The organism is Tardiphaga sp. GW821-FHT12E02 (genome assembly GCF_058807155.1).
The window spans coordinates 166,677-191,811 of the sequence record NZ_JBXAQK010000001.1; the positions used below are offsets into that span (position 1 = coordinate 166,677).

Here is a 25,135-nt window from a genome sequence, read left to right on the forward strand (position 1 = left end):
CGCAATAACAGGGGACGCAAATGCCTTCTCGGAAAGACACTGACATGACCACCATGGCCTCGAGCGACCTGCCCCTCCCCAAGATCGGGCGCGGCAAGGTGCGTGACATTTACGCGGTCGGCGAGGACCGCGTGCTGCTGCTGACGACCGACCGCATCAGCGCATTCGATGTCGTCATGAACGAGACCATCCCGATGAAAGGCGCGGTGCTGACCCAGATCAGCGCCTGGTGGTTCAACCAGCTCGGCGGCGTGGTGCCGCATCACATGATCTCCGCCGATGCCGACGAGATCATCAAAGAAGTCCCCGCTCTCGAAGGCCACCACGCCGCGCTGGCCGGCCGCGCCATGCTGTGCAAGCGCACGACCGTCTTCCCGATCGAATGTGTCATCCGTGGTTACATTTCCGGCTCGGCCTGGAAGGAATATGCGGCATCAGGCACGCTGGCCGGCGAAAAACTGGAAGCCGGCTTGCTCGAGAGCCAGAAATTCCCGGAGCCTGTGTTCAGCCCGGCTACCAAGGCCGAAACCGGCCATGACGAGAACATCCCGGTGTCGCGCATGCGCGAGATCGTCGGCGAGGAGGATGCCTACACGCTCGAAAGCATGACCCGCGCCGTCTATACCCAGGGCGAGGAGATCGCCCGCGAAGCCGGCATCATCATTTGTGACACCAAGTTCGAATTCGGGCGCGACCAGGATGGCCGCATTATCCTGATCGACGAGGTGATGACTCCTGACAGTTCGCGCTTCTGGGCGGCTGATGTCTACAAGCCCGGCCAGGCGCAGCCGAGCTTCGACAAGCAGCCGCTGCGCGACTGGCTCGATATCGAGCGCAAGGCCGGCCGCTGGAATGGCGAGGCCCCGCCTCCGACACTGCCGCAGGCGGTGATCGACGCCACCAGCCAACGCTATCTCGATGCCTATCGCCGCCTGACCGGCACCGAGCTCAAGGTTAAATAACGCGCAGTTTTCTGAGCGCTTTCAGTAAAATTTCAGTGTTAGGAAACCGCGCGCTCGTCTACCAGAGATGGTAGCGCATGCGCGGTCGCGTGCGCCCTGGAAGGTCGGCACGTGGGCAATCACACAATTGGGGTGCAGCTCTCCCTTTGCGGGAGAGACTGCGCGTGAGCAGCATCGCACTTACCCCCGCTGTCCGCGGCTGGCGCAATGACCTTTTCAGCGGCGCTATTGCCAGCGTTCTCACCATCAGCTTCGGCCTGTCCTATTCGGTGCTGATCTTCTCCGGCCCGCTGGCCTCCTTCCTGCCTTATGGCATCGCCGCGACCTTCATTGCGGCCAGTGTCGCAGCAGCCGTGATCGCCCTCGGCAGCTCGTTTCCATTCGCCATCGGTGGCCCCGAAAGCTCCACCGCGGCTGTGACAGCGATCCTGTCGGCGACCCTCGTTGAGTACATTGTCGCGCAATCCGAACCGACGGCAATCCTCGGGCCGGTTCTGATCACATTGTCCGCCGCCACGATCCTGACCGGCCTGGTGTTGTGCGGCCTTGGCATCACCCATATGGGCCGTGCGATCCGTTACGTTCCCTATCCGGTCATCGGCGGCTTTCTCGGTGCGACCGCCTGCCTAATCGTCTCCGGCGGCGTCCAGGTCAGCACTGGGGTGAAGCTGCAATTCGCCAATCTCGGCAGGCTGGCCACTCCGGTCGCGCTCTATGAACTCTGCGCCGCTGGCGCGGTGGCGCTGACGATCTATGCGATCTGGCACAAATCGCGAAAGCCGATGGCACTGCCGGCCATCCTGCTTGCCGCTATCGCCGTCGCGCATCTGGTGTTCTGGCTGTCCGGGACCTCGATCCTGCAGGCGCAGGCCATGGGCTGGACCTTCGCGTCACCACCCAAGGCCAGCCTGACTCTGCCCTGGACCTTTCTTGCCGAACCTTATCCATGGGACGCCCTGCCCGGCCTGATCGGCAATTTTATCGCCGTGATCTTCGTCACTGCGGTGAGTACGCTGTTCAACACCACCGGGATCGAGGTCGCGGCCCACCGCGAAGCCGATATCGAGCGCGAGCTGAATGTCACCGGCGCGGCCAATATCCTGACGGGGTTGCTTGGGGGCTATGCAAGCTGCATTTCCATCAGCCGCTCCGTGCTCAACCTCAACAGTGGCGCCACCAGCCGCCTGTCCGGCATAACCGTGGCCGTCATTGCCGCATCCATGTTGGTGGTCGATCCCGCACTGCTGGCTTACATGCCGCGCTTCGTGCTCGGCGGGTTGTTGCTTTATCTCGGCATGGAGCAGCTGCATCGCTGGATCGTCGATAGCCGCAAGCGGCTGTCGCTGCTCGATTACCTATCGCTGCTGGCCATTATCCTCATCATTATCAAATGGGGATTTGTTGCCGGCGTGCTGATCGGCATCGTGATCGGCTGCGCCACCTTTGCACTCAGTGTCTCCCGCGTTTCATCGATCAAATACGGGTTTGACGGCTCGGAATACCGCTCGTCCCTCGACCGTTCTCTGGAAGATCAACGCACGCTGATTGCCCATGGCAAAGAGATCCAGGGCCTCAATCTGCAAAGCTATCTGTTCTTCGGATCGGCCAACCGGCTCTATCTGCATGTGAAGGCGTTGCTGCGCCGACATCCGGAATGTCGTTATCTGGTATTCGACTTCAAGCTCGTCACCGGCATCGATTCATCGGCTGCGCATTCCTTTGCCCAGATCAAGCGTGTCGCACGCGAACACGGCACCACGCTGGTGCTGGCCAATCTGCATCCCGCCGCCAACCGCAATCTGCGCGCCAGCCTGTTCATCGACAACGAAGTGCAGATCGCCGCTGACCTCGATCGCGCGCTGGAATGGTGCGAGAACGAGGTGATCACGCAGCATCGCGGCCTCGCCGAGGAAGAGGCCAATCTGCGCGACTGGTTCACCCGCATTCTGCGGACACCGGAGGATGCGGAGGAGTTGATGCGACGCTGTCAGCGTGTCGAGGTTGCTGCCGGCGGCACCGTCGTGCAGGCCGGCGACACCGCCGACTCCATGCACTTCATTCTCGATGGTCGCCTCGGCATCATGGTCCCGAATGGCGACGGTCATCTCACCCGGGTCCGCAGCCTTGGCCGCTATACGACGGTCGGCGAGATGGGGCTCGTCGCCTATGCGCCGCGCAGTGCGACCATTCAGGCAGAGGTGGCGAGTATTCTGTATGTGCTCCGTGCCGACGCCTTCGAGGACATCAAGCAGAACCACCCGGCGCTGAGCCAGAAGCTGCTGACCTATTTCGTATCGGTGATGGCCGAGCGGCTGGCTTTTGCAAGCCGGATGATTGCGGTACTGCGGCGCTAGACCCGGCGAAACCGCTTAATGTTGGTGCCCGTGACCGTCACCCGCCAGCTGGAACGACGACATCAACGACACCACGAGATTGAATCGTGTCGAATCAGGATCACCGCGAACGGCGAGCAGAATCTTTTTTCGGGCGATCGCGGGCAGGCGATCGTCCTTTGCCTCCACAAGCGGCAAGGTGATGCCGTGTCGCGGAGCCACCGCCAGACACTTCCCGCAGCGGACAGCCGTCAGCTTTGAAGAATAATCCGGCCCCGTGAACATCACGCGATAGTCACGCCCGCCATCCGACAGCGCCTTCAGGATGATGTGTTGATCCGGCGGCCAGGTAGCGAGCGGAAGCGGCGCGTCTGCGTCGAACACGAACGTCTGCGCCTTGACCCATACGAATTCAATGTCGAATTCTGCGACAAGATCGTCACCCAGGATCGATCGATGATCTTTCACATCCATCACCATGGCGACATCGACTTCGTCGTCATCGAATGACTTGACGATCTTTGAGCAAGTATCAGATGTGACCGATGCATCTCCCAGCACCGCATTGGCCGGATGATCGACGAGAAAATTCAGCAGCATGCTGCTGATACCGATCCTGACATCACCGCCATGGCCAGTTGTGTCCGAGGATCTCCGGCGCGCGTCTTTCTCGGCCAGAAGCTGACGCGCCTTGTGGAGCAGATGCCGACCAATGTCGGTCAATTCTACACCGGCGCGTGTGCTTGCGCGCATCGGCGCACCGGTCTTTACATCTTCTCGCGGACTGCGATCTCCGGGATTCTGCAAATCATGCTCCCATCACCGAAATACCAGCACCTTGTGCGAGCTTACGAGCTTATATGAATCCCCAGGCATGGCCAAGCGTGGCTTCTTGGCCGGCTCAATGTCTGCGGTGCAGCATGTTCGGACGCCAATGGTTCAACCAGCCAGCTTGATCACGGCATTGAGCAAAACGCTGGCGCCATCGCTGCACTGGGCAGGCGTACTATATTCCGTCTCGCTATGGCTGATGCCGGTTTCGCTGGGGATGAAGAAAAGGCCTGTCGGGCAAAAATCCATCATCGGTACAGCGTCATGGCTCGCGACAGTCAGTATGTCGCGCTGCGTGAAGCCAAGCGAGGTCGTCGCCTCGCGGATCAGCGCGCACATGTCATCGTGACAATTGATCGGACCGAACTCGAAATACTGATCCAAAGCGACCGACAAACCATAGTCCGTCGCAACCTTGGCGCAGGCATCGCGCAACTCGGCTTCCATCGCCAGCGCTTCGTCCGCATCAGGATGGCGAACGTCGCAACTCAATCGAACTTCATGCGGAATGACACCGCGCACATTGGGCTCAACCTCGATATAGGGCGCATTAGAACGGCCATCGCGCCCGCGTGAGCGGCCGATACGGTTGATCTCGAGGATCAGCGCAGCGGCTCCCACCATGGCATCGTGGCGCTGCTCCATCAGTGTCGGTCCGACATGCGCGGCCTGCCCTTTGATGGTGGCCACGAAGTAACGCGCCTTGAACGAGCCGGTCACCACCCCGATCTGTTCGCCCCCCTCTTTCAGCAATGGCCCCTGCTCGATATGGGTTTCCAGATAGGCGCTGAAACGTCGACCGCCGACCGGCACATCGCCGGCGGCCCCTATCGCCTGCAGCGCCTCGCCGACGCTAACTCCTGATGGGTCCTGACGCGAGAGCGCGAAGTCGAGCGCGATATCACCCGTGAAAACCGATGATCCCATCGTCATCGGCGAGAAACGAGCGCCTTCCTCATTGGTCCAGGCGATCAGTTCGATGGGCCGCTGCGTGGTGACGCCAAGATCCTGCAGGCGACGCATCACTTCGAGACCTGCGAGCACGCCATAGGCGCCGTCGAACTTACCGCCGGTCGGCACCGTGTCGAGATGGCTGCCGATCGCCACCGGCGCCGCATCACGATCCGTCCCCTCCCTGCGGGCGAAGATGTTGCCGATGCGATCCACCGTCACGACGCAGCCCGCCTCTTCGGCCCAGTGTTTGAACAGGATGCGGGCGCGACCTTCTTCCTCCGACAGAGCCAGCCGTCGGCAACCCCCACCGGCCGTGCCACCGATCGCGCCCATCTCCATCAGGGTCGACCAAAGCCGATCGCTGTTCGCCGTTGGCATGCTCATCACTCGCTCCTTGCTCGCTTGCCTATGTGGCATGCGTATCTACCAGTGGCATTGCTGATGCAGGAAATGCGCCGTCTTGATCGCGACCGCCATGCCACGAAACGGCACCGGCCTGTCGATTTTTCATGGCCGGACATGAGACCCTGCCAATACGGAAATCACACCAGAAACGCGAATGCCCGGCACAAGGCCGGGCATCAGGAATGACAGGTTCGATTGAAGGCGACGTCGCCTTAGATGCCCGACATCATGATGTATTTGATCTCGACATACTCTTCCATGCCGTGATGCGAGCCTTCACGACCAAGGCCGGATTCCTTCACGCCGCCGAACGGCGCGACTTCCGTGGTGATCAAGCCCGTATTGACGCCGACCATGCCGGACTCCAGCGCTTCAGCGACGCGCCAGACGCGACCGAGATCGCGTGAGTAGAAATACGACGCCAGACCGAACGGTGAGGCGTTGCACATGGCGATCACGTCGGCTTCATCCTTGAAGCGGAACACCGGCGCCAGCGGGCCAAAGGTCTCTTCCTGCGACACCAGCGCATCCGGCTTTACATTGGCGAGCACAGTCGGCTCGAAGAAGGTGCCGCCCAGCGCATGACGCTTGCCGCCGGTGACGACCTTGGCGCCGCCCTTCACAGCATCCGCGATGTGGCGTTCGACTTTTTCGATCGCCTTCTCATTGATCAGCGGACCTTGGGTGACGCCCTGTTCGGTGCCGTCGCCGACCTTCATCGCTGCGACCTTCTTGGACAGTTTCTCAACGAACTGGTCGTAGATGCCGTCCTGCGCGTAGAGGCGGTTGGCGCAAACGCAGGTCTGGCCCATGTTGCGATATTTCGAGACGATCGCGCCCTCCACGGCCGCATCGATATCGGCATCGTCGAACACCACGAATGGCGCATTGCCGCCGAGTTCGAGGCCGAGCTTCTTCACGCCGACCGAGGCCTGCTTGTAGAGGATCTTGCCGACATTGGTGGAACCGGTGAAGCCGACAAACCGCACGGCGGGATGCTCGCAGAGCACCAGACCGATCGACGACGCATCGCCGGTGAGAATGTTGAGCACGCCCTTCGGCACGCCGGCGCGCTCGGCGAGCTCGGCAAGCACCAGCGCGGACAGCGGCGTTTCATTGGCGGGCTTGAGCACCACGGTGCAGCCTGCGGCCAATGCCGGCGCCACCTTGCGGGTGATCATCGAATTCGGGAAATTCCACGGCGTGATGGCGCCGCAGACGCCGATCGGCTGCTTGATGGCGAGCAGGCGGGCATCGGCGCGCTGGGTCGGGATGGTCTCGCCGTAAACGCGGCGTGCTTCCTCGGCGAAGAACTCGATATAGGCGGCGCCGATATCCACCTCGCCCAGAGCTTCGGCCAGCGGCTTGCCCTGCTCTGTGGTCAGGATCAGCGCGAGATCCTCGCGATTGGCGATGATCAGCTCAAACCACTTGCGCAGGATGTTAGAGCGCTGCTTGGCAGTGAACTTGGCCCAGGCGGGGAAAGCCTTCTCGGCCGCTTCGACGGCCTGTGTCGTTTCCTTGGCGCCGAAATTCGGCACCTTGGCGATCTCGACAAGGTTAACCGGATTGGTGACCACGGTCTCGCCCGTGCCGACCCAGGCGCCGTCGATGTAGCACTTGTCGCGCAGCAGCGAGGGGTCTTTCAGGCGGGCGGCAAGCGAGGACGAGGTCGATGACATGGGCTATTCTCCTGCAGAAAATGTCGCGGACGTATAGCCGCGGAACAAGGCAGGAGTACAGGCCCGATTGCCCCCGCGCCGGGAATGGCAGCTATCGGGGCGGCAAATCGCCTGCAATCAGGCAGCACCGCGCATATAGGTCTCTCGTCGGTCGATCATCCGCTCAAAGGCAATCTTTGCGGTAGCGCGGCTGGAAGTCGGGAAAGTCCGATATTCGAGCTCTGGCAGCATCGCCGCATCCCGGCGCCCGAACCACGAAATGAAGGATTTCGGCGGTGCCGAAATTTTCGCCAGCGCCTGCGCCAGATTGTCAGTCGCCTCGAACGCAAACAATGCGCCCGTCTGGGCAACCCGGATTTCGAACAGCCCGGCCCCGATTGGCGCCTCTATGATTTCGCCACGCGATGCGCGGGGATAGCGCTTCCATTCGGTCCAGTTCGCAATCATTGGTCGTACTCCGCAGCCCCTGCGCTGCATCTGCCATACTCGTTAGTGTCGAAAGGCGCTTGCACGTTCAGCTCGATTTTGAACATAGCTGCGCCGGTTTTGTTCCGGCGGGGATCGCGTGATCGCCTCTTCAACCCAGATGGGTGCGCTCAGGCGCCGAAACCAGCGCATTTTAATCACTTCAAAGAGATCTCAAGCTTTCGCATGGCGTTCGAAAGCCGGTAGCATGATCAAAATCAAAACTTGAACGCCTCTTGGGGAGGATCTCCATGCCATCCAGCATCGATATCGACCGGATCATGCAGCAGGCCTGCGACAGCGGCGCCATACCCGGCGCGGTTGTGATGGCGGCGACGGGCGATGAGGTTATCTATCAGGGCGCCTTTGGCAGACGTGACATCGGCAAGGATGCCGCGATGACGACCGACAGCGTGTTCTGGATTGCCTCCATGACCAAGGCGATCACCGGCACGGCTGCGATGCAGCTGGTCGAGCGCGGCCAACTGTCGCTGGATGCGCCGATCGGCGAGGTGCTGCCTAACCTCTCGGCCATCCAGGTGCTGGAAGGCTTTGACGCCGACGGCGAGCCACGGCTGCGCCCGGCACGGCGCCCGATCACGCTCCGGCAGCTCCTGACCCACACCGCCGGCTTCTGCTACGACATGATGAATGCCGATATGGGACGGTGGCTGGAAAAGACCGGAACGCCCGTCTTCCGCACCGGCCTTAATGCCGCGATGCGGGTGCCGATCATGACAGATCCCGGCACCCGGTGGGAATATGGCACCAATATCGACTTCGTCGGCAAAGCCGTGGAAGCGGCGAGCGGGCAACCGCTCGATGTGTATTTTCGCGAGCACATCCTCGGTCCGCTCGGGATGTCCGACACGGCCTTCAAGATCGGCGATGCGCAACGCCAGCGATTGGTGAAAGTCCATCGGCGGAGCGCTGATGGCGGGCTTGCGCCAATGGATTTCGAAATCAGGCAAGACCCGGAATTCTTCGCCGGCGGCGGCGGGCTGTATGGTACCGCGCCCGACTATATCAAATTCACGCGGATGATGCTGAACAAGGGCACAGGCAACGGCCACCGCCTGCTGCAGCCCGAGACCGTGGCGCTGATGAGCGAGAACCACATTGGCGATCTCCATGTCACGCCGATGCTATCGGCGCTGCCGGCCGTCACCAATGATGCAGAGCTCTGCCCCGGCATCGATAAGAAGCACGGCCTGAGCTTTGTGATCAACATGGCTGCCACACCCGAAGGCCGCAGCGCCGGTAGCCTGGCCTGGGCCGGACTCGCCAACACCTATTACTGGATCGACCCGGTACGCGACGTCACCGGCGTGATCCTGATGCAGGTGCTGCCCTTTGCGGACCGCACCTGCCTTGAGGTGTTTTCGGACTTCGAGCGCGCCGTCTATGCGGGCCTGGATGCGAGGAAAGCAGCGTAACGTTACGCCGCGCTCTTGTCGGCCACCTGCAGCACGCCGCGGCGGATCTGATCTTCTTCGATCGATTCGAACAGCGCCTTGAAATTGCCTTCGCCGAAACCATCGTCACCCTTGCGCTGGATGAACTCGAAGAAGATCGGGCCGATGGCATTCGCCGAGAATATCTGCAGCAGCACCTTCGTCTCGCCACCCTCGACCACGCCTTCGCCGTCGATAAGGATGCCGTTGTGCTGCAGGCGCGGCACGTCCTCGCCATGCTTCGGAAGACGTGTATCGATCTTCTCGAAATAGGTCTGGGGCGGCGACGGCATGAAAGGCAGGCCATCGGCACGCAGGCTTTCGATGGTCGTGTAGATATCCTTCACACCGCAGGCGATATGCTGAATGCCTTCGCCGCGATAGGTGTTGAGATATTCCTCGATCTGCCCGCTATCGCCGGCATCCTCATTGATGGGAATGCGGATCTTGCCATCGGGGCTGGTCAGCGCCCGAGAGAACAGGCCGGAAGCGCGGCCTTCGATGTCGAAGAAGCGGATCTGGCGGAAATTGAACAGCTTCTCATAGAAGCCGGTCCAGACATCCATTCGGCCGCGATGAACGTTGTGGGTGAGGTGATCGAGATAGAACAGGCCGGCGCCGACAGGGCGCGGGTTGTTCGCGCCGAACCAGTCGAATTCACTGTCATAGGCCGAACCCTTCGCGCCGTAGCGATCGACGAAATAGAGCAGGCTGCCGCCGATGCCCTTGATGGCAGGCACGTTGAGCGTCTTCTCCGTCGCGCTCACATCGGCAGCTTCGGCACCGAGCGCAATGGCGCGATCATAGGCCTGCTGCGCATCCACGACCCGAAAGGCCATAGATGGCGCACAGGGGCCGTGGGCTGCAACAAATTTGAAGCCATGGGTACCGGGCTCTTCGTTAACGAGATAGTTGATGTCGCCCTGGCGATAGACTGTGATCTTCTTGGTCTTGTGCTTAGCGACCGGCGCGTAGCCCATCAGTTTGAACAGCGCATGCAGCTCTTCAGGATTCGGATGCGCATATTCGACGAATTCAAAGCCGTCGGTCCCCATCGGGTTATCGGCCGAAATTCTGGCGGCCGGCGCGTCGTGCGGAAACGGACCCATTCTGTTCTCCCTGCTATGCTGCGGACACATGTCGCTTGGATGGCAGTCTGGGGTGCGGGACACGCAAGGTGCGTGCAATCTGGGTTGCGAAATGTCATGGTCATGCACGATCCGTGCATGATGGGAGCATTTCGCGCATGATCGAGGTTGATTCGTTCGATCTGAAGATGCTCGCTGCGTTGCAAAGCGATGGCCGGCTCACCAATCAGCAGCTGGCCGACGCTGTTGGTCTGTCAGCCTCGCAATGCTCGCGGCGGCGCATGCGGCTCGAGGATGAGAAAGTGATATCCGGCTATCATGCTGATCTCACGCCGGAAGCCCTCGGCTTCGGCGTCATCGCTTTCATCCAGGTGACGCTCGCCACGCATTCTCCCGACAATGCGAAGAAGTTTCGCACGCTGGTGCAGCGCGTGGACGAGATCCAGGAGGCCTATTCGCTCACCGGTGATGCCGACTATGTGCTCAAGGCCATCCTGCGCGATCTCAAGGGACTGTCCGATCTCGTCAACGACGTCCTGATGCCGCATCAGAGCGTCGCACATGTGCGTTCGTCGATCGTACTTGATCGATTGAAGGAGACGAGCAAACTGCCACTGAAGGCGTTGCGATAGCAGATCTACGGCTTGCTCGGATCGAAACGCTTCTCCAAACCGTTCCAGCAATCCGCATAGTCGCTCTGCAGCGCCGGGGTCGTCGCCGCATATTCAGTGACCCGCTGCGGAAAGCGCGTCTCGAACATGAAGGCCATGGTGCCCGTGAGCTTCACCGGCTTCAGTTCGCCATTGCTGGCGTGATCGAAGGCCTCGCGATCCGGGCCATGTGGCAACATCATATTATGCAGGCTGATGCCACCGGGCACGAAGCCCTGCGGCTTCGCATCATAGACGCCGTAGATGAGCCCCATGAACTCCGACATGATATTCATGTGATACCACGGTGGACGGAAGGTGTTTTCACCCACCATCCAGCGCTCGGGAAAGATGACGAAGTCGATATTCGCGGTGCCAGCCGTCTCCGACGGAGATGTGAGCACGGTGAAGATCGACGGATCGGGATGATCGAAGCCGATGGCGCCGATCGGCGAAAAGCTGCGCAGATCGTATTTGTACGGCGCGTAATTGCCGTGCCAAGCCACGACATCGATGGGTGAGTGACCAAGCTTTGTCACATAGAGCTCGCCGCCCCATTTGACATAAAGCTCGGTCGGCGTGTCCTTGTCTTCATAGGATGCCACGGGGGTGAGAAAATCACGCGCATTGGCAAGGCAATTCGCCCCGATCGGGCCACGCTCCGGCAGCGTGAAGGCGCCGCCATAATTCTCGCAGAGATAGCCGCGTGCCGGCCCATCCGGCAGCTCGACGCGGAACTTGACGCCGCGCGGAATTACCACGATCTCGCCAGGCTCGGCGTGAATGCGGCCGAATTCGGTGACCAGCAGCAACTGGCCCTGCTGCAGCACGAACATCAGCTCGCCATCGGCATTGTAGAAATTCTGGTCCACCATGGACGCGGTGATCAGATAGACATGCGCGGCCATGCCGGCCTGCGCGCCCGCATCGCCCGCGGTGGTCATCGTATGGATGCCGTCCACGAAAGTGCGCTTCTCGCCCGGCATGGGCAGCGGATCCCAGCGCAATTGAGCGATAGGAAGATCGTTCTCATGGCACGGCGCGGTGCGCCAATGTTGGCGATCGACTTTGGTGAAGCGGCCTGAATGTTTTACCGACGGGCGGATGCGATAGAGCCAGGAACGTTCATTGGTGCCGCGCGGCGCTGTGAATGGTGAGCCAGAAAGTTGCTCAGCGTAGAGGCCGTATGCACAGCGTTGTGGCGAGTTGCGCCCGATCGGCAGCGCGCCGGGCAGCGCTTCGGTCTCGAAGGAATTGCCGAAGCCGGACATATAGCCCGGTGTCACCTGTCCGGTGGCACGCGTCAGGTTCTCAGGCGCGGTGTTGACATTCATGGCTCAATCTCCCTGCAAAGCGGCCCACATCTCGCGGTCGCGCTTGTCGGTCCAGATCACGGGATCGTCGATGCCGGATGCTTCATCATAGGCGCGCGAGACATTGAAGGGCAGGCAATGCTCGTAGATGGCGAAGCTTCCAAACTTCTTGTCCATCACATCGCGGGTCGCCGCCATACTCTCCTTCAGGCTGCGCCCTTTGGCGACGGATAGTTCGGCTGCGCCATAGAGCGAGGTGACGAAATCGCGCGTCATGGCGATGGCTTCGCGGGTGGTATCGAGGCCCTTCAGCGCATCACCTCGGCCCGGCGCAATGGCTTTCGGATTGAAGCTGCGGATTTCGTCCAGCGTGCCCGGCCATTCGCGCAGCCATGCATCGCCGCAGTAACAGGCCGAGTGATATTCAATGAGATCACCCGAGAACATCACTTCGGCATCGGGCACCCAGGCGACGATATCGCCTGACGTATGCCCGGCCCCCAGTTGCATCAGCCGCACCTCGCGCTTGCCGAGATAGATCGACATCTCGCCTTCGAAAGTGAGCGTCGGCCAGGTCAGACCGGGAATGCTCTCTGAGCCCTGGAAGAGACGCGGGAAACGGCCAAACTCGGAATCCCAGTCCTGCTGCCCGCGCTCTTCGACCAACCGATAGGTCTCCTGCGAGGCCACGACGCCCTGTGCTTGGAAGGCAGAGGCGCCGAGCACGCGCACCGCATGGTAATGCGACAACACCACATACTTGATCGGCTTGTCGGTCACCGTGCGGACGCGTTCGATTACCTTGTTCGCAAGTGTCGGCGTCGCCTGAGCATCGAATACGACGCAGCCGTCGTCGCCGACGATGACGGCGGAATTCGGATCCCCCTCGGCGGTGAAGGCGTAGAGATCCGGGCCGATTTCCGAGAAGGTGATTTTCTTCTCGGCCATATCCGTGGTGGATGCGAAACCTTTTGCCATCGTCGATATCCTTGTGGCTTATAGAAATCAGGTTGTGACGCCGGACTGCGTATCATCGGGCAATCGGCGTTTTGCGAAGGCGATCGCATCATCGAGTACACCGATGTCGCCGATATGATTGGCAAGGATCAACACCAGCGCCGCATCGAGCGTGGCGCTTTGCTCGTCGCTGAGACCGCGATGCGCTTCGACGATACGGCGATAGGCGGCGTCGGGATTGGCGAAATTGGACTGCGTGGCCAGCGCCATGGTCACGCTCGTCCACTCGCGCGCGCATGAGCTGCGGCGATGGCCTCGGGCGTCGGACGACGGAAGCGCGCGGCGACATAGCCATCGGGCCGCAGCAGATAGGCCGCATCAGTGCCGTATCGGGCCTTGAACAGTCCGGATTCATCGCGCAGCTGCGCATCGTCACCGATCACCAGACGTGCAACGCCATCGGGCAACGCGATCGGCATGGCATCCGAATGTAGTACGGCGAAGCCGCGCCCGGCCTGCGCGAAACATTCGGATAAGAAGACTTGCGCGCCGTCGTCGGTGACGAGCGGTGCATCCGGCATATGCGCGCCGGTGCACGGACCGATCTGCCAATCGTCATCATCGGCGGTTGAAAGCGGCGTTTGATAAACGGACGGTACCGACAAACGCCCGCCATTGATCATGCGCTTGGCGAAATCCGCTTCCTTGGCAAGCGACAAGACCGCCTTGCGCAAACGGCTTTCCTGCTTCGAATGCGGCGCGATAAAGTCCGTCGCGTGAGTGGATGCACGAATGTTCTCATCCGCCGCCGGGCCGCGCTCGTTATCATAGCTCGCCAGAAGGGATGCCGGCGCTTCGCCACGCAAGATTAGCGCCAGCTTCCAGGCGAGGTTCTCCGCATCTTCGAGGCCGGAATTGGCGCCGCGCGCGCCGAAGGGCGAGACTTGATGCGCGGCATCGCCGGCAAAGATCACGCGCTCGTGGAGAAAGCGACGCATGCGGCGACACTGGAATTTGTAGACCGAGACCCATTCGAAATCGAACGCATCATGGCCAAGCATGCGCGCAATGCGCGGACGTACCCGCTCGGGACGCCGCTCCTCGGCCGGATCGGCATCAGGTCCAAGCTGCAGATCGATCCGCCAGACATCATCGGGTTGGCGATGCAGCAGCGCCGACTGGCCGGAGTGAAAGGGCGGATCGAACCAGAACCAGCGTTCGGTCGGAAACTCCGCCGTCATCTTGACGTCGGCGATCAGGAACTGATCCTCGAAGACCTCGCCCTCGAAATCCGCGCCGACCATGCCGCGCAGGGCCGAGCGCGCTCCGTCGCACGCGGCGACATAGGCGGCGCGCAGTTTGTAGGGGCCGTCAGGCGTGTCGATGCTGAGCTCAACATGATCATTTCCCTGAACGAGCCCCACCACTTTGTTGCGCCAGCGCAGATCAATCCCGGGCAGTTCGAGCGCGCGATCGACGAGAAACGCTTCGGCATAATATTGCTGAAGATTGATAAAGGCCGGCATCTTGTGGCCGTCCTCGGGCTGGAGATCGAATTGATACAGCATCTCCGAACCGAGAAAGATCTTGCCCACCTTCCACACCACGCCTTTATCGATCATGCGATCGCCGACACCGAGGCGATCCCAATATTCGAGCGAACGCTTGGAAAAACAGATGGCGCGCGATCCATCACCAATCCGGTCGGCATCATCGAGCAACACCACCTTCTGGCCGCGGAGTGCGAGATCGATGGCAAGCGAGAGGCCGACAGGTCCCGCGCCGACCACGACCACGGGATGATGCGCAGCATCCAACGGCGCCCGCGCCTGATCGGGATGCCGGCGATAGCTGAACTGACGGGCCTGTTGCGCCATCGCTCGCGTTCCTGATCGTTTCCTGCCTGCGGGTCTGGGCAAACCGGTCTGGCCAACCAATCATGCGCCCGCTAGGATAGTCTCACCCGCAACCATCTAAGCGCCGACCTGCGGGTAACGTCAACCGAAGAATTGCAACCCATGGCCGACTTCGACCTGTTCCGCTTCGTTCCTTTCCGGCTCAACCGACTGGCGGCCGAGGTCAGCAATGCGCTGTCGGAAGAATATCAAGCGCGCTACGGGCTCGACATTCCGGAATGGCGGGTGATGGCGACGCTAGGTTTTCGCGACGAGGCCTGTAGCGCCCAATTCATCGCGCAGTGTACGCGAACGCATAAATCGACCATCAGCCGCGCGGTGACGACGCTACTGGCGCGTGAACTCATCGAGCGCGTCGAGAACAGCGATGACCGGAGAGCCTTTGAGCTGCGGCTCTCGCCCAAGGGGAAGGCGCTGTATGACGAGTTGATTCCGCGCCTGCTATCGAAGGAGCAAGACATTCTGTCATGCCTCACGGCACAGGAGCGCAGCAACTTTGCACGCGCACTGGACAAGATCGAGCAAAGCCTCGACCTCGTGCAAACGAGACATACGCAAAAGGCCGATGCTTACTGAGATCTAGCTCTCGGCAAAGGAGCGCGATGGAGACTGATGCAGGGCATAAGCATCGGCCGTGCCGTTCACGCGCGGATAAAGCTCCCGCACCAGCGGATCGTGGCCAGGAATAATGCGATCGGGATGGCCGGCGAGACGTTCGCAGGTCTGCCAGCCATCGACCATGTCTCCTATATTGTAGACGATCGGAAATGGACTACGGCGCTGCAGGTTGCCGTAATAATGCGAGGCATCGGAAGCCAACACGACCGGGCCGCGCTCGGTCTCCACACGCACGACCTGCAAACCATCGGAGTGGCCGCCCACGCGATGCAGCGTAATGCCTGGCGCGACCTCACCATCGCCATTATGAAAGGTGACGCGCTCGCTATAAACGTGGCGCACCATCAGCGTGACGTCTTCAGCCGAGAACGGATGCCGGAGCAGGCCGTTGCACATGCAGCGACCGGTCGCATAGGCCATCTCTCGATCCTGCAGATGGAAGCGCGCATTCGGAAACCGATCGAGATTGCCGGCATGGTCATAGTGCAGATGCGTGATCACGACGTCACGGATCGTGTCCGCGGCCACGCCGAACTGCGCCAGCGCATCGACCGGATTGATCTCAAGTACACGATTGCGCTGTTTCGACGCAGCCTCGTTGAAGCCGGTATCGACAAGGATATCGCGAGAGCCGCCACGAATGAGCCAGACGAAGTAGTCGAGATCGGCAGCCGTGGTCTCATGAGGATCGGGCGACAGATAGTTCATGGCCGGCGTCCGCGGCGTCATCGTGGCATAGCGAATGGCATAGATTTCATAGGCTGGCTTCATAGGGCGTCGTCCCGCGTTTCTGTTGTTGCCGCCACCAAGCCAGTTCCATGCGCAAAAATCAAACCGTTCCAACCTTCGGAACGACGACCTTCATGACGCCGTCATGGCGCGATGAATGGTGATGCACCGCAAAGGAAATCAGTGCGTTGACAGCCATAAGGGGGATGGTTTGATAATCGATATTGCGTGGACTAAGGTCGCCGCGGCGCGGGGTTCGTTGCCGCGTCTTATGGGGTTGGACCGGCTCATTATGAAGATTCGAATTGCCCTGCTTGCCTTGCTGACGCTTTCCGCCGCCCCTGTCTGGCAGGCTTCCGCCCAGGAGCGCGCCCCCCGCATCGCCCTGGTAATCGGCAATGCTAAATATCCCGACGCCGAAGCGCCGCTCAAGGAACCGATCAACGACGCGCGCGACATTGCGGCCGAGCTGAAGCGCGATGGTTTCGAGGTCGAAACCGGCGAAAATCTTGGCGGCGACGGCATGCGCCGCGCGCTGGAAAAGCTTTACGGCAAAGTGACGCCGGGCACGGTGGCGCTGGTGTTTTTCAGCGGTTACGGCATCCAGTCGTCGCGGCAGAGCTATATGATCCCCGTCGATGCCCAGATCTGGACCGAGGCGGACGTCCGCCGTGATGGTTTCAGCCTCGAGACCGTGCTCAACGAGCTCAATGGCCGCGGCGCCGGGGTGAAGATCGCGTTGCTGGATGCCTCGCGCCGCAACCCATTCGAGCGCCGGTTCCGCAGCTTCTCCGCCGGCCTCGCCCCGGTGATTGCGCCCAGCAACACCTTGGTGATGTATTCTGCAGCCCTCAGCTCCGTGGTCAGCGACGCCGGCACCGACCGCAGTCTGTTTGCCACCGAACTGCTCAAGGACATCAAGGTTCCCGATCTCACTGCCGAGCAGACCCTGAACCGCACCCGCGTGAGCGTTACCCGCGCCTCGCGCAGCGAGCAGGTGCCGTGGATTTCGTCGTCGCTGGCAGAGGATTTTGCCTTCATCGCAGGCGCCCGCCCGTCATCTCCGGCCGTCGCCGCAGCGCCTGCTGCCGCCCCCGCCGCGGCGCCGGCGGCAACACCGCGGCCCGAGCCAGTTGCACCAGCGCCAGCCAAGCAGGCTGCGGTCACGCCTGCTCCAGCCCCGCAGCCAGCCGCGCCTGCTCCTACGCCAGCACCTGCCCCCGCGGTCGCACCTGCCCCACCGCCGGCCGCCGACGCGCCGCGCGATGAGACCAAGATCCTGCTGGCACTGGCTGACGATCCCACGGTGAAATCACTCAACGTCAAGATTACCGAGAATGCCGAAGACGTCGGCGCGCTCTACCGGCGCGGCCAGGTCTATGCCAGCAAAGGCGCGTATTCCGCCGCGCTGAAGGATTTCGACACCACGATCAAGCTCAGCCCCAAGGATGTCGAAGCCTATAATAACCGCTGCTGGGTCCGCGCCGTGACCAGCGATCTCTCTGGCGCCCTCAAGGACTGCAACGAAGCCCTGCGGCTACGCCCGAATTTCGTCGATGCGCTGGATAGCCGCGGACTGGTCAATCTCAAAAACGGGCAAAGCCGGAACGCGATCATCGATTTCGATGCCGCCTTGAAGATCAATCCGCAGCTAACCTCCTCGCTCTATGGCCGCGGAATCGCCAAGCAGCGCCTCGGCCAGGCGGCAGAGGGTGACCTCGACATCAACAATGCCAAGGCGATGGACCCGGATATCGTGAAGGAATTTGCGACCTACGGCGTGCGCTGAGACATCGTCGCTGCCCCTTGGGGCGGTGACACACAATTTTGCCAAAATGGATTTGAACCCGTCCCGCGCAGACGGACACTATTGAACACAAGCCGGATGCCGATCCTTCCAGCCGGCTAGGAAACAAATTTGGATTGAGCACGCGCCTGTTGCGCGATCAGAAATAAAGGGGTGCTTCCATGTTGCGATCGTCCTCACGCTTCAGCGTCAACGCCATCCGCGCAGCCTTTATCGCAGGCGCAGCCATCACCTTTACCGCAAGCGCGGTGATCGCGGCCGAACAGGTCACGTCCGACCAGATCCTGCGTGCACTGGCACCGAATAAGCCATTGACCCGCGGCCTCTCGATGGCTCCTCCGGCAGAACCCGCCGTAAATGCCGCCGAAGGCAAGTTCGTGGACTCGCTTCGCAACCGCAGCACCCGGTCGCTGTCCATGGGGGAGCGCGAGCAGATTGCCACCATCGCGCAGACCAAGCCGGCGATCGATCTCGAAATCACCTTCGACTACAATTCCGCCAATATCAGCAAGCGCTCCGTGCAGTCGGTGCAGGCTCTCGGCAAGGCGCTGAGCAGCCCGGACCTGAAGGGCTCAACCTTCGTGGTCGCCGGCCATACGGACGCCGTCGGCGGCGACGAGTACAATCAGGATCTGTCGGAGCGCCGCGCGGACGCCATCAAGCGTTACCTCGCCGATAAATATGGCATCGCAGGCGCCGACCTCGTCACCGTCGGATATGGCAAGACCAAGCCCAAGAGTGGCCTCGCTCCCACCGATCCGAGCAATCGTCGCGTGCAGGTGGTGAATATGGCCAATAAGGCAACGGCCTCGTCACAGTAATGCGGTGAGGTTCACTCACCGCTGCGGATTGCCGCATGACAGCGTTCCGAGCCCCACGGAGCGCTGTTTGCTTTGGCGATCACACGCATCCCGTATAGGATCGAACCACCCTGCCGCCGCGCCGCGCATTGACCGGTGCCCCATGCCAAGTGGACTCATTCGCTAATGAAGGCCTCCGCCCGCTTCGCCCCGGCTCTCGCCCTCCTGTCGCTGGCGGTACCGGCTATCGCCGCCGATCCCGCGCCGAGCGGATCGCCGAATGGCGCGATCGTCACGGTCGCCAAGGCGACCAATGCCTGTTTTTCCGATCAGGTACGGGTGACCGGATTTGTCGTGCCCAAACGCGAAGCACAGGTGGGCGTTGATACGGAAGGCTCGCGGGTCTCTGAGGTTCTGGTGAAGGAAGGTGACATCGTCACCGAAAACCAGGAACTCGCCCGCCTGATCCCGCCGCCATCTGCAAGCAACGCGCGGCCCAATGCGGTGCCGCTCCGCGCGCCCGCTGCGGGGTTGGTCACGTCAGTGATGACCCAGGCAGGCGCACCTGCTTCGCCGCAGGCCGGGCCGATGTTCAAGATCGCCATCAACAACGAACTCGAGCTCGACGCCGAAGTGCCGAGCATCCACATTCTCAAGCTGAATCCCGGCGCCACCGCGCGGATCAGCCGCGACGGCCTTGCCGATGTGTTCGGCAAGGTGCGTGTGGTGTCGCCGCAGATCGATCGCACCACGCAGCTCGGTCACGTCCGGCTGTCACTGGCACCCAATCCATCGATCAAGGTCGGCATCTTCGCACGGGCCAATATCGATGCGCGGCGCAGCTGTGGCGTCGCCATTCCGCGTTCGGCCATCGAGCACTTCACCGTGCAACTGGTGAAGGGCAATGTGATCGAGACACGGCGCGTCAAGGTCGGCCTCGTCTCCGACAACTCCACCGAAATCCTCGAAGGCGTCGAGGTCGGCGACATCGTCGTCGCCGATGCCGGCACGTCGCTGCATGACGGCGACAAAGTTCAGACCATCTTCATCGACGATCTCGATCGCTCGCGGGTGCGCTAAATGGCAATGAATATCTCTGCATGGTCGATCCGCCATCCGCTCCCCTCCGTCGTCTTCTCCATCATCCTGTTGCTGCTCGGCTGGGTGAGTTTTACCAAGCTCGCAATCACGCGGCTGCCGAGCGCAGATATTCCCGTGATCTCGGTGGCCGTGGCGCAGTTCGGCGCCGCACCGGCAGAACTCGAAGCGCAGGTCACCAAGACCATCGAAGACGGCGTCTCCGGCGTCGAAGGCGTCAGGCACATCTCATCGTCGATCACCGACGGCCTGTCGGTCACCACCGTCCAGTTCGCGCTGGAAACCAATACCGACCGCGCCCTCAATGACATCAAGGACGCTGTCACTCGCGTCCGCGCCAATCTCCCGCAAAACGTCAACGAGCCCCTGATCCAGCGCGTGGATGTGATCGGCCTGCCGATCGTCACCTATGCTGCGATCTCGCCGGGCAAGACGCCCGAGCAATTGTCATGGTTCGTCGATGACGTCGTGAAGCGCGCACTGCAAGGGGTGCGCGGTGTGGCGCAGGTCGAGCGTATCGGTGGTGTCGAGCGCGAAATCCTCGTCTCACTGGATCCTGATCGGCTGCAGGCCGCAGGTCTCACTGCCGTAGATGTGTCTCGTCGTCTGCGCGGCACCAATGTCGATCTCGCAGGTGGCCGCGCCGAAATCGGCAAGAACGATCAGGCGATCCGGACATTGGCCGGCGCCAAGACGCTGAACGAACTCGCCGGCACCATGATCAGCCTGCCCTCCGGCGGCGAAGTGCGGCTGGAAGATCTCGGCACCGTCACCGATACCATCGCCGATCGCCGCACCTTCGCGCGTCTCAACGGCGAACCTGTCGTGGCTCTCGGCATCAAGCGCTCCAAGGGTGCCAGCGACGTGGTGGTCGCAGAGGCAGTGCAGAAGCGCATCAGCTCGCTGAAGGACTCCTATCCCGATGTCGACCTGAAGCTGATCGACACATCGGTCGAATTCACCAAGGGCAATTACGACGCAGCCATGAGTACCCTGTTCGAGGGGGCTGCACTGGCGGTCATTGTCGTCTTCCTGTTCCTGCGCGATCTCCGCGCCACTGTCATCGCCGCCGTGTCGTTGCCGCTCTCCATCTTCCCGGCCTTCTGGGTGATGGACATGCTCGGCTTCTCGCTCAACCTCGTCAGCTTCCTCGCCATCACGCTATCGACGGGCATTCTCGTCGACGACGCCATCGTCGAGATCGAGAACATCGTGCGGCACATGCGCATGGGTAAATCCCCCTATCGCGCAGCGCTCGAGGCCGCCGACGAGATCGGTCTCGCGGTGATCGCGATCAGCCTCACCATCATCGCGATCTTCGCGCCTGCCAGCTTTATGTCGGGCATCGCCGGTCAGTTCTTCAAGCAATTCGGCATCACCGTCTCGGTGCAGGTGTTCTTCTCGCTATTAGCTGCGCGCTTCGTCACGCCTGTGCTTGCGGCCTATTTCATGAAGGACCACAAGCACGACGATCCACCGCCCGGTCGCATTCTTCAGCTCTACCACAAGCTCGTGACCCTCTCGGTGAAGCGCTATTATTTCACGGTTCTGATCGGCATCGGCGTCTTCGCTCTCTCGATCCTCAGCATCCAGTTGCTGCCGCAGGGGTTCCTGCCCGCGCAGGACACCGCGCGCTCGCTGATGGCGATGGAATTGCCGCCAGGATCGCAGCTTGCTTTCACGGAAAAGACGACCGAGGAGATCGTGCAGCGGCTGCGCAAGCGGCCGGAGATCAAGAGCGTCTTCGTCGATGGTGGTCGCGTGCCGCCCGGCATTTCCGAGGTCCGCCGCGCGTCGCTGATCATCAACTATACGCCAAAGGGCGATCGTAAGATTTCGCAGCGCGAGCTCGAACTTGCCATTGGCGAAGAGCTTCAAGGCGTCCCCGATATTCGGTACTGGTTCCTGGACGAGAACGGCCTGCGCGCCATCTCGCTGGTCGTGACGGGGCCTGACATCAACATTGTCAGCAATGTAGCCAATGAGCTCGCGACACAGATGAAGCGCATTCCGCTGATTGCCAATGTGATCTCGGAAACCTCGCTCGATCGCCCGGAACTGCGCGTGCAGCCGCGTGCCGATCTCGCCGCACGCCTCGGCGTCTCGACCGAAGGCCTGTCGGAAACGATCCGTGTCGCGACCATCGGCGATGTCGGCCCCGCACTGGCGAAGTTCGATGCCGGCGATCGGCTGGTGCCGATCCGCGTCCAGCTCGAAGACAGCGCGCGGTCCGACATCCAGGTACTCGAGCAGCTCCGCGTGCCCATCGGCGGCGGACGTGGCGGCGTCCCCCTTTCGGTTGTTGCCGATATCAAACTCGATCAGGGACCGACCAGCATCAATCGATACGATCGCGAACGGCAGGCCACTGTCGCGGCGGATCTTGTCGGCACCGCTGCCCTCGGCGATGCCTTGAAGAAGATCTACGAATTGCCGGTCATGAAGACGCTGCCGAAGAACGTCAGCGTCAAGCAATCCGGCGATGCCGAAAGCCTGAACGAACTCGCTGACGGCTTTGCGACTGCCATCTCGGCCGGCCTGATGATGGTCTATGCGGTGCTGGTGCTGCTGTTCGGCACTTTCCTGCAGCCGATCACCATCCTGTTCTCGCTGCCGCTCTCCATCGGCGGCGCGATCCTGGCGCTGCTCATCACCGGCAAGCAACTGACCACGCCGGTGTGGATCGGCATCCTGATGCTGATGGGCATCGTCACCAAGAACGCCATCATGCTGGTGGAATTCGCGGTGGAGGCGATCCGTGAGGGCAAGCCGCGCGAGGTCGCCATTATCGAGGCCGGCATGAAACGCGCACGGCCGATCATCATGACCACCATTGCCATGGCGGCCGGCATGATGCCCTCTGCACTCGCATGGGGCGCTGGCGGCGAATTCCGTTCGCCGATGGCGCTGGCCATCATTGGCGGCCTCATCTTCTCGACCGGGTTGTCTCTTATTTTCGTGCCAGCGATGTTCATGATGATGGACGATGTCGGCAATCTGTCGTGGCGTTTCGGCCGCAAACTGCTGGTGTCCAGCGGTGAAGAAGATCGCAGCCATCCGCAAAACGAGCACAAGCAGGTCGAACGATGAGCGCGTCGCATCCTTTCTCCACGCAACGGGCGACCACCATGCTGAAGCACCTTCTGCTCGCAACCGCGCTCTGTTCTCTCGCGACACCAAGCCTTGCTGCCGACGAGGCCGACGCGGTCAAAGGCGCTGCCGTCACGGTACTAGCCGCATCCAAGCAGTGTTTCGCCGATACCGTGGATGTCGCAGGCTTGCTCCTGCCGCGCGAGGAGGTTTCGATCCGGCCCGATCGTCCCGGCCTGAAGGTCGCTGAAGTGATGGTCGATGCCGGCGAGAACGTCACTGCAGGCCAGATCCTCGCGAAGCTGACGTCGCCGGATGGTAGTTCGATCCAGCTTCAGGCGACCGTCGCAGGCCTCGTCAGCGCTTCGACCGCGGTGGTGGGCACGATCGCCTCTGCCCGCGGCGAGGCTTTGTTCAGCATCATCTCGCGCAGCGAATTCGATTTCATCGGCCAGGTGCCGACCCGCGATTTACCGAAATTGAAAGTCGATCAGCCGACCAAGATCAAGGTGATCGGCATCGGCGAACTCGACGCCAAGGTGCGCCGCGTCGCGTCATCGGTGGAGCCGAACAGCCAGCTCGGTCAGGTCGTAGTCGCACTCAATTCGCCGCGCCGGCTGATGACCAACTCCTATGCGCGCGCCAGTATCAAGACTGGAGAGAGCTGCGGTGTCGCCCTGCCGCTCACGGCCATTCTCTACAGCTCAGGCGGCACGGTCGTGCAGGTCGTCCGTCGCCACCGGATTGAAACGCGCCGCGTTGAGGTCGGGCTTCTGTCCGGCGGCCGCGTCGAAATTCGTGAAGGTCTGAATGAAGGCGACATCGTTGTCGCCCGCGCGGGTGCCCTGCTTCGCGAAGGCGATCCAGTGCGACCGGTGACGGTTGGCGCGGGAAAATAAAGCGGTTCGCGGTTGCGGAGCGAGGGCGTTTGCCCTCACTGCTCTCAGCTGCCGGCGCGCGCCGTCACAGCTGTGCCGAACTTCACTTCATCGACAAGCGACGATGACACGGCAGGCACCTGCGCGCCGTCGGAGGCACGGGTCACCGCGGTGCGGGTGTTGGTGAACACGGCTTCGGCGCTGACCGGCTTCGTCTTCAGGCTCTTCAGGAATTCGGTGGCGAGCAGGCTATTCTGGCCATCGGCATCGTCGGCGACCTTGCCAGGCGTTGCCGACGTGAGGATCAACGCCTTCTCCGGCACATCGATGGGCGCGAGGCCACGCGAATAGGCGCGGAAGCGGCGCTCATAAGGATTACGGCGGGATGCATCGAGCACCACCAGCTTGGCCTGAGCCCCCTGTTCTTTCATGACATCGAGCACGGCTTCGACGCTCATGCCCTGGCTGCGCACATCGCGCTCACGCCAGATCGCGGCATCGACGGGGATCATGTAGCTCTGGCGGCCAACCTGCACGCCATAGCCGCCGAAATAAAGCATCACTGTGCTGTCGGGCTTGATCTTGCCTTTCAGGCGCGCCACAGCGCGGGTCATGTCATCGCGTGTGGCGTCTTCGATCACATCGACGTCGAACCCATCCTGGCGCAGCGCATGGGTCACCGCGCGTGCATCATTGATCGGCTGCAGCAACGGCGAACCGGCGTCGGGATAGTGGCCGTTGCCAATCACCAGAGCGAAGCGCGAATTGCTTGGGATAGACTGTGTCGTTTCGAGACCGACGGCTGCGCGGGCCGAGTCCAGGACATGCTTGTTGAGCGCGGCATGGGCACCGAGCGCCAGCGACACCAGACCGGCAAAAGCAACGGTCATGGTGATCGAGCGTCGGGATACGCGAAACTGCCCTACGTTCATTACGTCGTTTCCTGCTCATCATTCACGCGCAACCATTGGTCGCGTGGACGTCTGACTAGGTTTGAAAGGATGCCGAACCAATGAGCATCAAATACGCTCAATTTGCGGCACCGCAGCGAACCCGGTGTTAACCCGTGGAGATCAACCGGGCAACGGGTAAAGGGCTCCGTTTA

22 protein-coding genes are annotated in these 25,135 nt (G+C 61.5%); 11 read left to right on the forward strand and 11 right to left on the reverse strand.

What is annotated here, in order from left to right; genetic code table 11:
• Positions 1-44 precede the first annotated feature (44 nt).
• Positions 45-962 carry a phosphoribosylaminoimidazolesuccinocarboxamide synthase gene (locus AC1RQ5_RS00800; RefSeq protein ID WP_493196716.1) on the forward strand — a complete coding sequence of 306 codons (918 nt, stop codon included), beginning with the start codon at positions 45-47 and terminating at the stop codon, positions 960-962.
• A 164-nt stretch (positions 963-1,126) separates the two neighbouring features.
• Positions 1,127-3,316: an SLC26A/SulP transporter family protein gene (locus AC1RQ5_RS00805; protein ID WP_493196717.1), complete on the forward strand. Its 2,190-nt coding sequence runs from the start codon at positions 1,127-1,129 to the stop codon at positions 3,314-3,316.
• 15 nt (positions 3,317-3,331) lie between these two features.
• On the opposite strand, the gene AC1RQ5_RS00810 is transcribed toward AC1RQ5_RS00805, so the two are convergent.
• Entirely contained in the window at positions 3,332-3,775 is a 444-nt protein-coding gene (locus AC1RQ5_RS00810; protein WP_493196718.1) for a type 2 periplasmic-binding domain-containing protein, read from the reverse strand.
• Positions 3,776-3,868: 93 nt separating this feature from the next.
• Here AC1RQ5_RS00810 and AC1RQ5_RS00815 point away from each other — a divergent pair, with 93 nt between their 5' ends.
• Positions 3,869-4,159, forward strand: a complete 291-nt coding sequence (locus AC1RQ5_RS00815) for a hypothetical protein (RefSeq protein WP_493196719.1) — start codon at positions 3,869-3,871, stop codon at positions 4,157-4,159.
• A 75-nt stretch (positions 4,160-4,234) separates the two neighbouring features.
• Here the strand turns inward: AC1RQ5_RS00815 and AC1RQ5_RS00820 are convergent, their stop codons facing one another.
• The 3 genes from AC1RQ5_RS00820 to AC1RQ5_RS00830 all read right to left on the reverse strand — a co-directional run bounded on the left by AC1RQ5_RS00820 (position 4,235) and on the right by AC1RQ5_RS00830 (position 7,614).
• Complete coding sequence (locus AC1RQ5_RS00820; protein WP_493196720.1) at positions 4,235-5,464, reverse strand: Zn-dependent hydrolase; 1,230 nt, start codon at positions 5,462-5,464, stop codon at positions 4,235-4,237.
• Between the two features lie 233 nt (positions 5,465-5,697).
• Positions 5,698-7,167: an NAD-dependent succinate-semialdehyde dehydrogenase gene (locus AC1RQ5_RS00825; RefSeq protein ID WP_353922933.1), complete on the reverse strand. Its 1,470-nt coding sequence runs from the start codon at positions 7,165-7,167 to the stop codon at positions 5,698-5,700.
• Between the two features lie 117 nt (positions 7,168-7,284).
• Complete coding sequence (locus tag AC1RQ5_RS00830; RefSeq protein WP_353922932.1) at positions 7,285-7,614, reverse strand: hypothetical protein; 330 nt, start codon at positions 7,612-7,614, stop codon at positions 7,285-7,287.
• Between the two features lie 269 nt (positions 7,615-7,883).
• Here AC1RQ5_RS00830 and AC1RQ5_RS00835 point away from each other — a divergent pair, with 269 nt between their 5' ends.
• Entirely contained in the window at positions 7,884-9,068 is a 1,185-nt protein-coding gene (locus AC1RQ5_RS00835; RefSeq protein WP_493196721.1) for a serine hydrolase domain-containing protein, read from the forward strand.
• Positions 9,069-9,070: 2 nt separating this feature from the next.
• Here the strand turns inward: AC1RQ5_RS00835 and hppD are convergent, their stop codons facing one another.
• Complete coding sequence (hppD, locus tag AC1RQ5_RS00840; protein WP_493196722.1) at positions 9,071-10,195, reverse strand: 4-hydroxyphenylpyruvate dioxygenase; 1,125 nt, start codon at positions 10,193-10,195, stop codon at positions 9,071-9,073.
• A 137-nt stretch (positions 10,196-10,332) separates the two neighbouring features.
• Here hppD and AC1RQ5_RS00845 point away from each other — a divergent pair, with 137 nt between their 5' ends.
• A complete protein-coding gene (locus AC1RQ5_RS00845; protein WP_493196723.1) occupies positions 10,333-10,806 on the forward strand; it encodes an Lrp/AsnC family transcriptional regulator in 474 nt (157 codons plus the stop codon).
• 5 nt (positions 10,807-10,811) lie between these two features.
• Here the strand turns inward: AC1RQ5_RS00845 and hmgA are convergent, their stop codons facing one another.
• The 4 genes from hmgA to AC1RQ5_RS00865 are packed head-to-tail and all read right to left on the reverse strand — an operon-like array spanning position 10,812 to position 14,971.
• Positions 10,812-12,158: a homogentisate 1,2-dioxygenase gene (hmgA, locus tag AC1RQ5_RS00850; protein WP_493196724.1), complete on the reverse strand. Its 1,347-nt coding sequence runs from the start codon at positions 12,156-12,158 to the stop codon at positions 10,812-10,814.
• Positions 12,159-12,161: 3 nt separating this feature from the next.
• Positions 12,162-13,115, reverse strand: coding sequence for an MBL fold metallo-hydrolase (locus AC1RQ5_RS00855; protein WP_493196725.1), 954 nt, complete (start codon positions 13,113-13,115; stop codon positions 12,162-12,164).
• A 27-nt stretch (positions 13,116-13,142) separates the two neighbouring features.
• Entirely contained in the window at positions 13,143-13,364 is a 222-nt protein-coding gene (locus AC1RQ5_RS00860; protein ID WP_493196726.1) for a DUF2783 domain-containing protein, read from the reverse strand.
• A gap of 2 nt (positions 13,365-13,366) precedes the next feature.
• On the reverse strand, positions 13,367-14,971 hold the full coding sequence (locus tag AC1RQ5_RS00865; protein ID WP_493196727.1) for an FAD-dependent oxidoreductase: 1,605 nt from the start codon (positions 14,969-14,971) through the stop codon (positions 13,367-13,369).
• A gap of 141 nt (positions 14,972-15,112) precedes the next feature.
• On the opposite strand from AC1RQ5_RS00865, the gene AC1RQ5_RS00870 reads away from it, so the two are divergent.
• Entirely contained in the window at positions 15,113-15,586 is a 474-nt protein-coding gene (locus AC1RQ5_RS00870; RefSeq protein ID WP_493196728.1) for a MarR family winged helix-turn-helix transcriptional regulator, read from the forward strand.
• Between the two features lie 3 nt (positions 15,587-15,589).
• Here AC1RQ5_RS00870 and AC1RQ5_RS00875 read toward each other — a convergent pair whose 3' ends face one another.
• Positions 15,590-16,399, reverse strand: a complete 810-nt coding sequence (locus AC1RQ5_RS00875) for an N-acyl homoserine lactonase family protein (RefSeq protein WP_493196729.1) — start codon at positions 16,397-16,399, stop codon at positions 15,590-15,592.
• Positions 16,400-16,649: 250 nt separating this feature from the next.
• On the opposite strand from AC1RQ5_RS00875, the gene AC1RQ5_RS00880 reads away from it, so the two are divergent.
• The 5 genes from AC1RQ5_RS00880 to AC1RQ5_RS00900 all read left to right on the forward strand — a co-directional run bounded on the left by AC1RQ5_RS00880 (position 16,650) and on the right by AC1RQ5_RS00900 (position 24,051).
• Positions 16,650-18,146 carry a caspase family protein gene (locus AC1RQ5_RS00880; protein WP_493196730.1) on the forward strand — a complete coding sequence of 499 codons (1,497 nt, stop codon included), beginning with the start codon at positions 16,650-16,652 and terminating at the stop codon, positions 18,144-18,146.
• A 179-nt stretch (positions 18,147-18,325) separates the two neighbouring features.
• Positions 18,326-18,985 carry an OmpA family protein gene (locus AC1RQ5_RS00885; RefSeq protein ID WP_398477273.1) on the forward strand — a complete coding sequence of 220 codons (660 nt, stop codon included), beginning with the start codon at positions 18,326-18,328 and terminating at the stop codon, positions 18,983-18,985.
• 165 nt (positions 18,986-19,150) lie between these two features.
• Entirely contained in the window at positions 19,151-20,044 is an 894-nt protein-coding gene (locus AC1RQ5_RS00890; RefSeq protein WP_493196731.1) for an efflux RND transporter periplasmic adaptor subunit, read from the forward strand.
• Positions 20,045-23,152: an efflux RND transporter permease subunit gene (locus AC1RQ5_RS00895; protein WP_493196732.1), complete on the forward strand. Its 3,108-nt coding sequence runs from the start codon at positions 20,045-20,047 to the stop codon at positions 23,150-23,152. It abuts the gene before it with no gap.
• 38 nt (positions 23,153-23,190) lie between these two features.
• Entirely contained in the window at positions 23,191-24,051 is an 861-nt protein-coding gene (locus tag AC1RQ5_RS00900) for an efflux RND transporter periplasmic adaptor subunit (RefSeq protein ID WP_493196733.1), read from the forward strand.
• 44 nt (positions 24,052-24,095) lie between these two features.
• Here the strand turns inward: AC1RQ5_RS00900 and AC1RQ5_RS00905 are convergent, their stop codons facing one another.
• Positions 24,096-24,962, reverse strand: a complete 867-nt coding sequence (locus tag AC1RQ5_RS00905; RefSeq protein WP_493196734.1) for a caspase family protein — start codon at positions 24,960-24,962, stop codon at positions 24,096-24,098.
• Between the last annotated feature and the right edge of the window lie 173 nt (positions 24,963-25,135).

Bases quoted from the DNA above. Each gene is read 5' to 3' on its own strand.
- AC1RQ5_RS00800 (WP_493196716.1), top strand. From the start codon at position 45: ATGACCACCATGGCCTCGAGCGACCTGCCCCTCCCCAAGATCGGGCGC.
- AC1RQ5_RS00810 (WP_493196718.1), bottom strand. From the start codon at position 3,775: ATGGTGATGGATGTGAAAGATCATCGATCGATCCTGGGTGACGATCTT.
- AC1RQ5_RS00815 (WP_493196719.1), top strand. From the start codon at position 3,869: ATGATCGACGAGAAAATTCAGCAGCATGCTGCTGATACCGATCCTGAC.
- AC1RQ5_RS00820 (WP_493196720.1), bottom strand. From the start codon at position 5,464: ATGAGCATGCCAACGGCGAACAGCGATCGGCTTTGGTCGACCCTGATG.
- AC1RQ5_RS00825 (WP_353922933.1), bottom strand. From the start codon at position 7,167: ATGTCATCGACCTCGTCCTCGCTTGCCGCCCGCCTGAAAGACCCCTCG.
- AC1RQ5_RS00830 (WP_353922932.1), bottom strand. From the start codon at position 7,614: ATGATTGCGAACTGGACCGAATGGAAGCGCTATCCCCGCGCATCGCGT.
- AC1RQ5_RS00835 (WP_493196721.1), top strand. From the start codon at position 7,884: ATGCCATCCAGCATCGATATCGACCGGATCATGCAGCAGGCCTGCGAC.
- hppD (WP_493196722.1), bottom strand. From the start codon at position 10,195: ATGGGTCCGTTTCCGCACGACGCGCCGGCCGCCAGAATTTCGGCCGAT.
- AC1RQ5_RS00845 (WP_493196723.1), top strand. From the start codon at position 10,333: ATGATCGAGGTTGATTCGTTCGATCTGAAGATGCTCGCTGCGTTGCAA.
- hmgA (WP_493196724.1), bottom strand. From the start codon at position 12,158: ATGAATGTCAACACCGCGCCTGAGAACCTGACGCGTGCCACCGGACAG.
- AC1RQ5_RS00855 (WP_493196725.1), bottom strand. From the start codon at position 13,115: ATGGCAAAAGGTTTCGCATCCACCACGGATATGGCCGAGAAGAAAATC.
- AC1RQ5_RS00860 (WP_493196726.1), bottom strand. From the start codon at position 13,364: ATGGCGCTGGCCACGCAGTCCAATTTCGCCAATCCCGACGCCGCCTAT.
- AC1RQ5_RS00865 (WP_493196727.1), bottom strand. From the start codon at position 14,971: ATGGCGCAACAGGCCCGTCAGTTCAGCTATCGCCGGCATCCCGATCAG.
- AC1RQ5_RS00870 (WP_493196728.1), top strand. From the start codon at position 15,113: ATGGCCGACTTCGACCTGTTCCGCTTCGTTCCTTTCCGGCTCAACCGA.
- AC1RQ5_RS00875 (WP_493196729.1), bottom strand. From the start codon at position 16,399: ATGAAGCCAGCCTATGAAATCTATGCCATTCGCTATGCCACGATGACG.
- AC1RQ5_RS00880 (WP_493196730.1), top strand. From the start codon at position 16,650: ATGAAGATTCGAATTGCCCTGCTTGCCTTGCTGACGCTTTCCGCCGCC.
- AC1RQ5_RS00885 (WP_398477273.1), top strand. From the start codon at position 18,326: ATGTTGCGATCGTCCTCACGCTTCAGCGTCAACGCCATCCGCGCAGCC.
- AC1RQ5_RS00890 (WP_493196731.1), top strand. From the start codon at position 19,151: ATGAAGGCCTCCGCCCGCTTCGCCCCGGCTCTCGCCCTCCTGTCGCTG.
- AC1RQ5_RS00895 (WP_493196732.1), top strand. From the start codon at position 20,045: ATGGCAATGAATATCTCTGCATGGTCGATCCGCCATCCGCTCCCCTCC.
- AC1RQ5_RS00900 (WP_493196733.1), top strand. From the start codon at position 23,191: ATGCTGAAGCACCTTCTGCTCGCAACCGCGCTCTGTTCTCTCGCGACA.
- AC1RQ5_RS00905 (WP_493196734.1), bottom strand. From the start codon at position 24,962: ATGAACGTAGGGCAGTTTCGCGTATCCCGACGCTCGATCACCATGACC.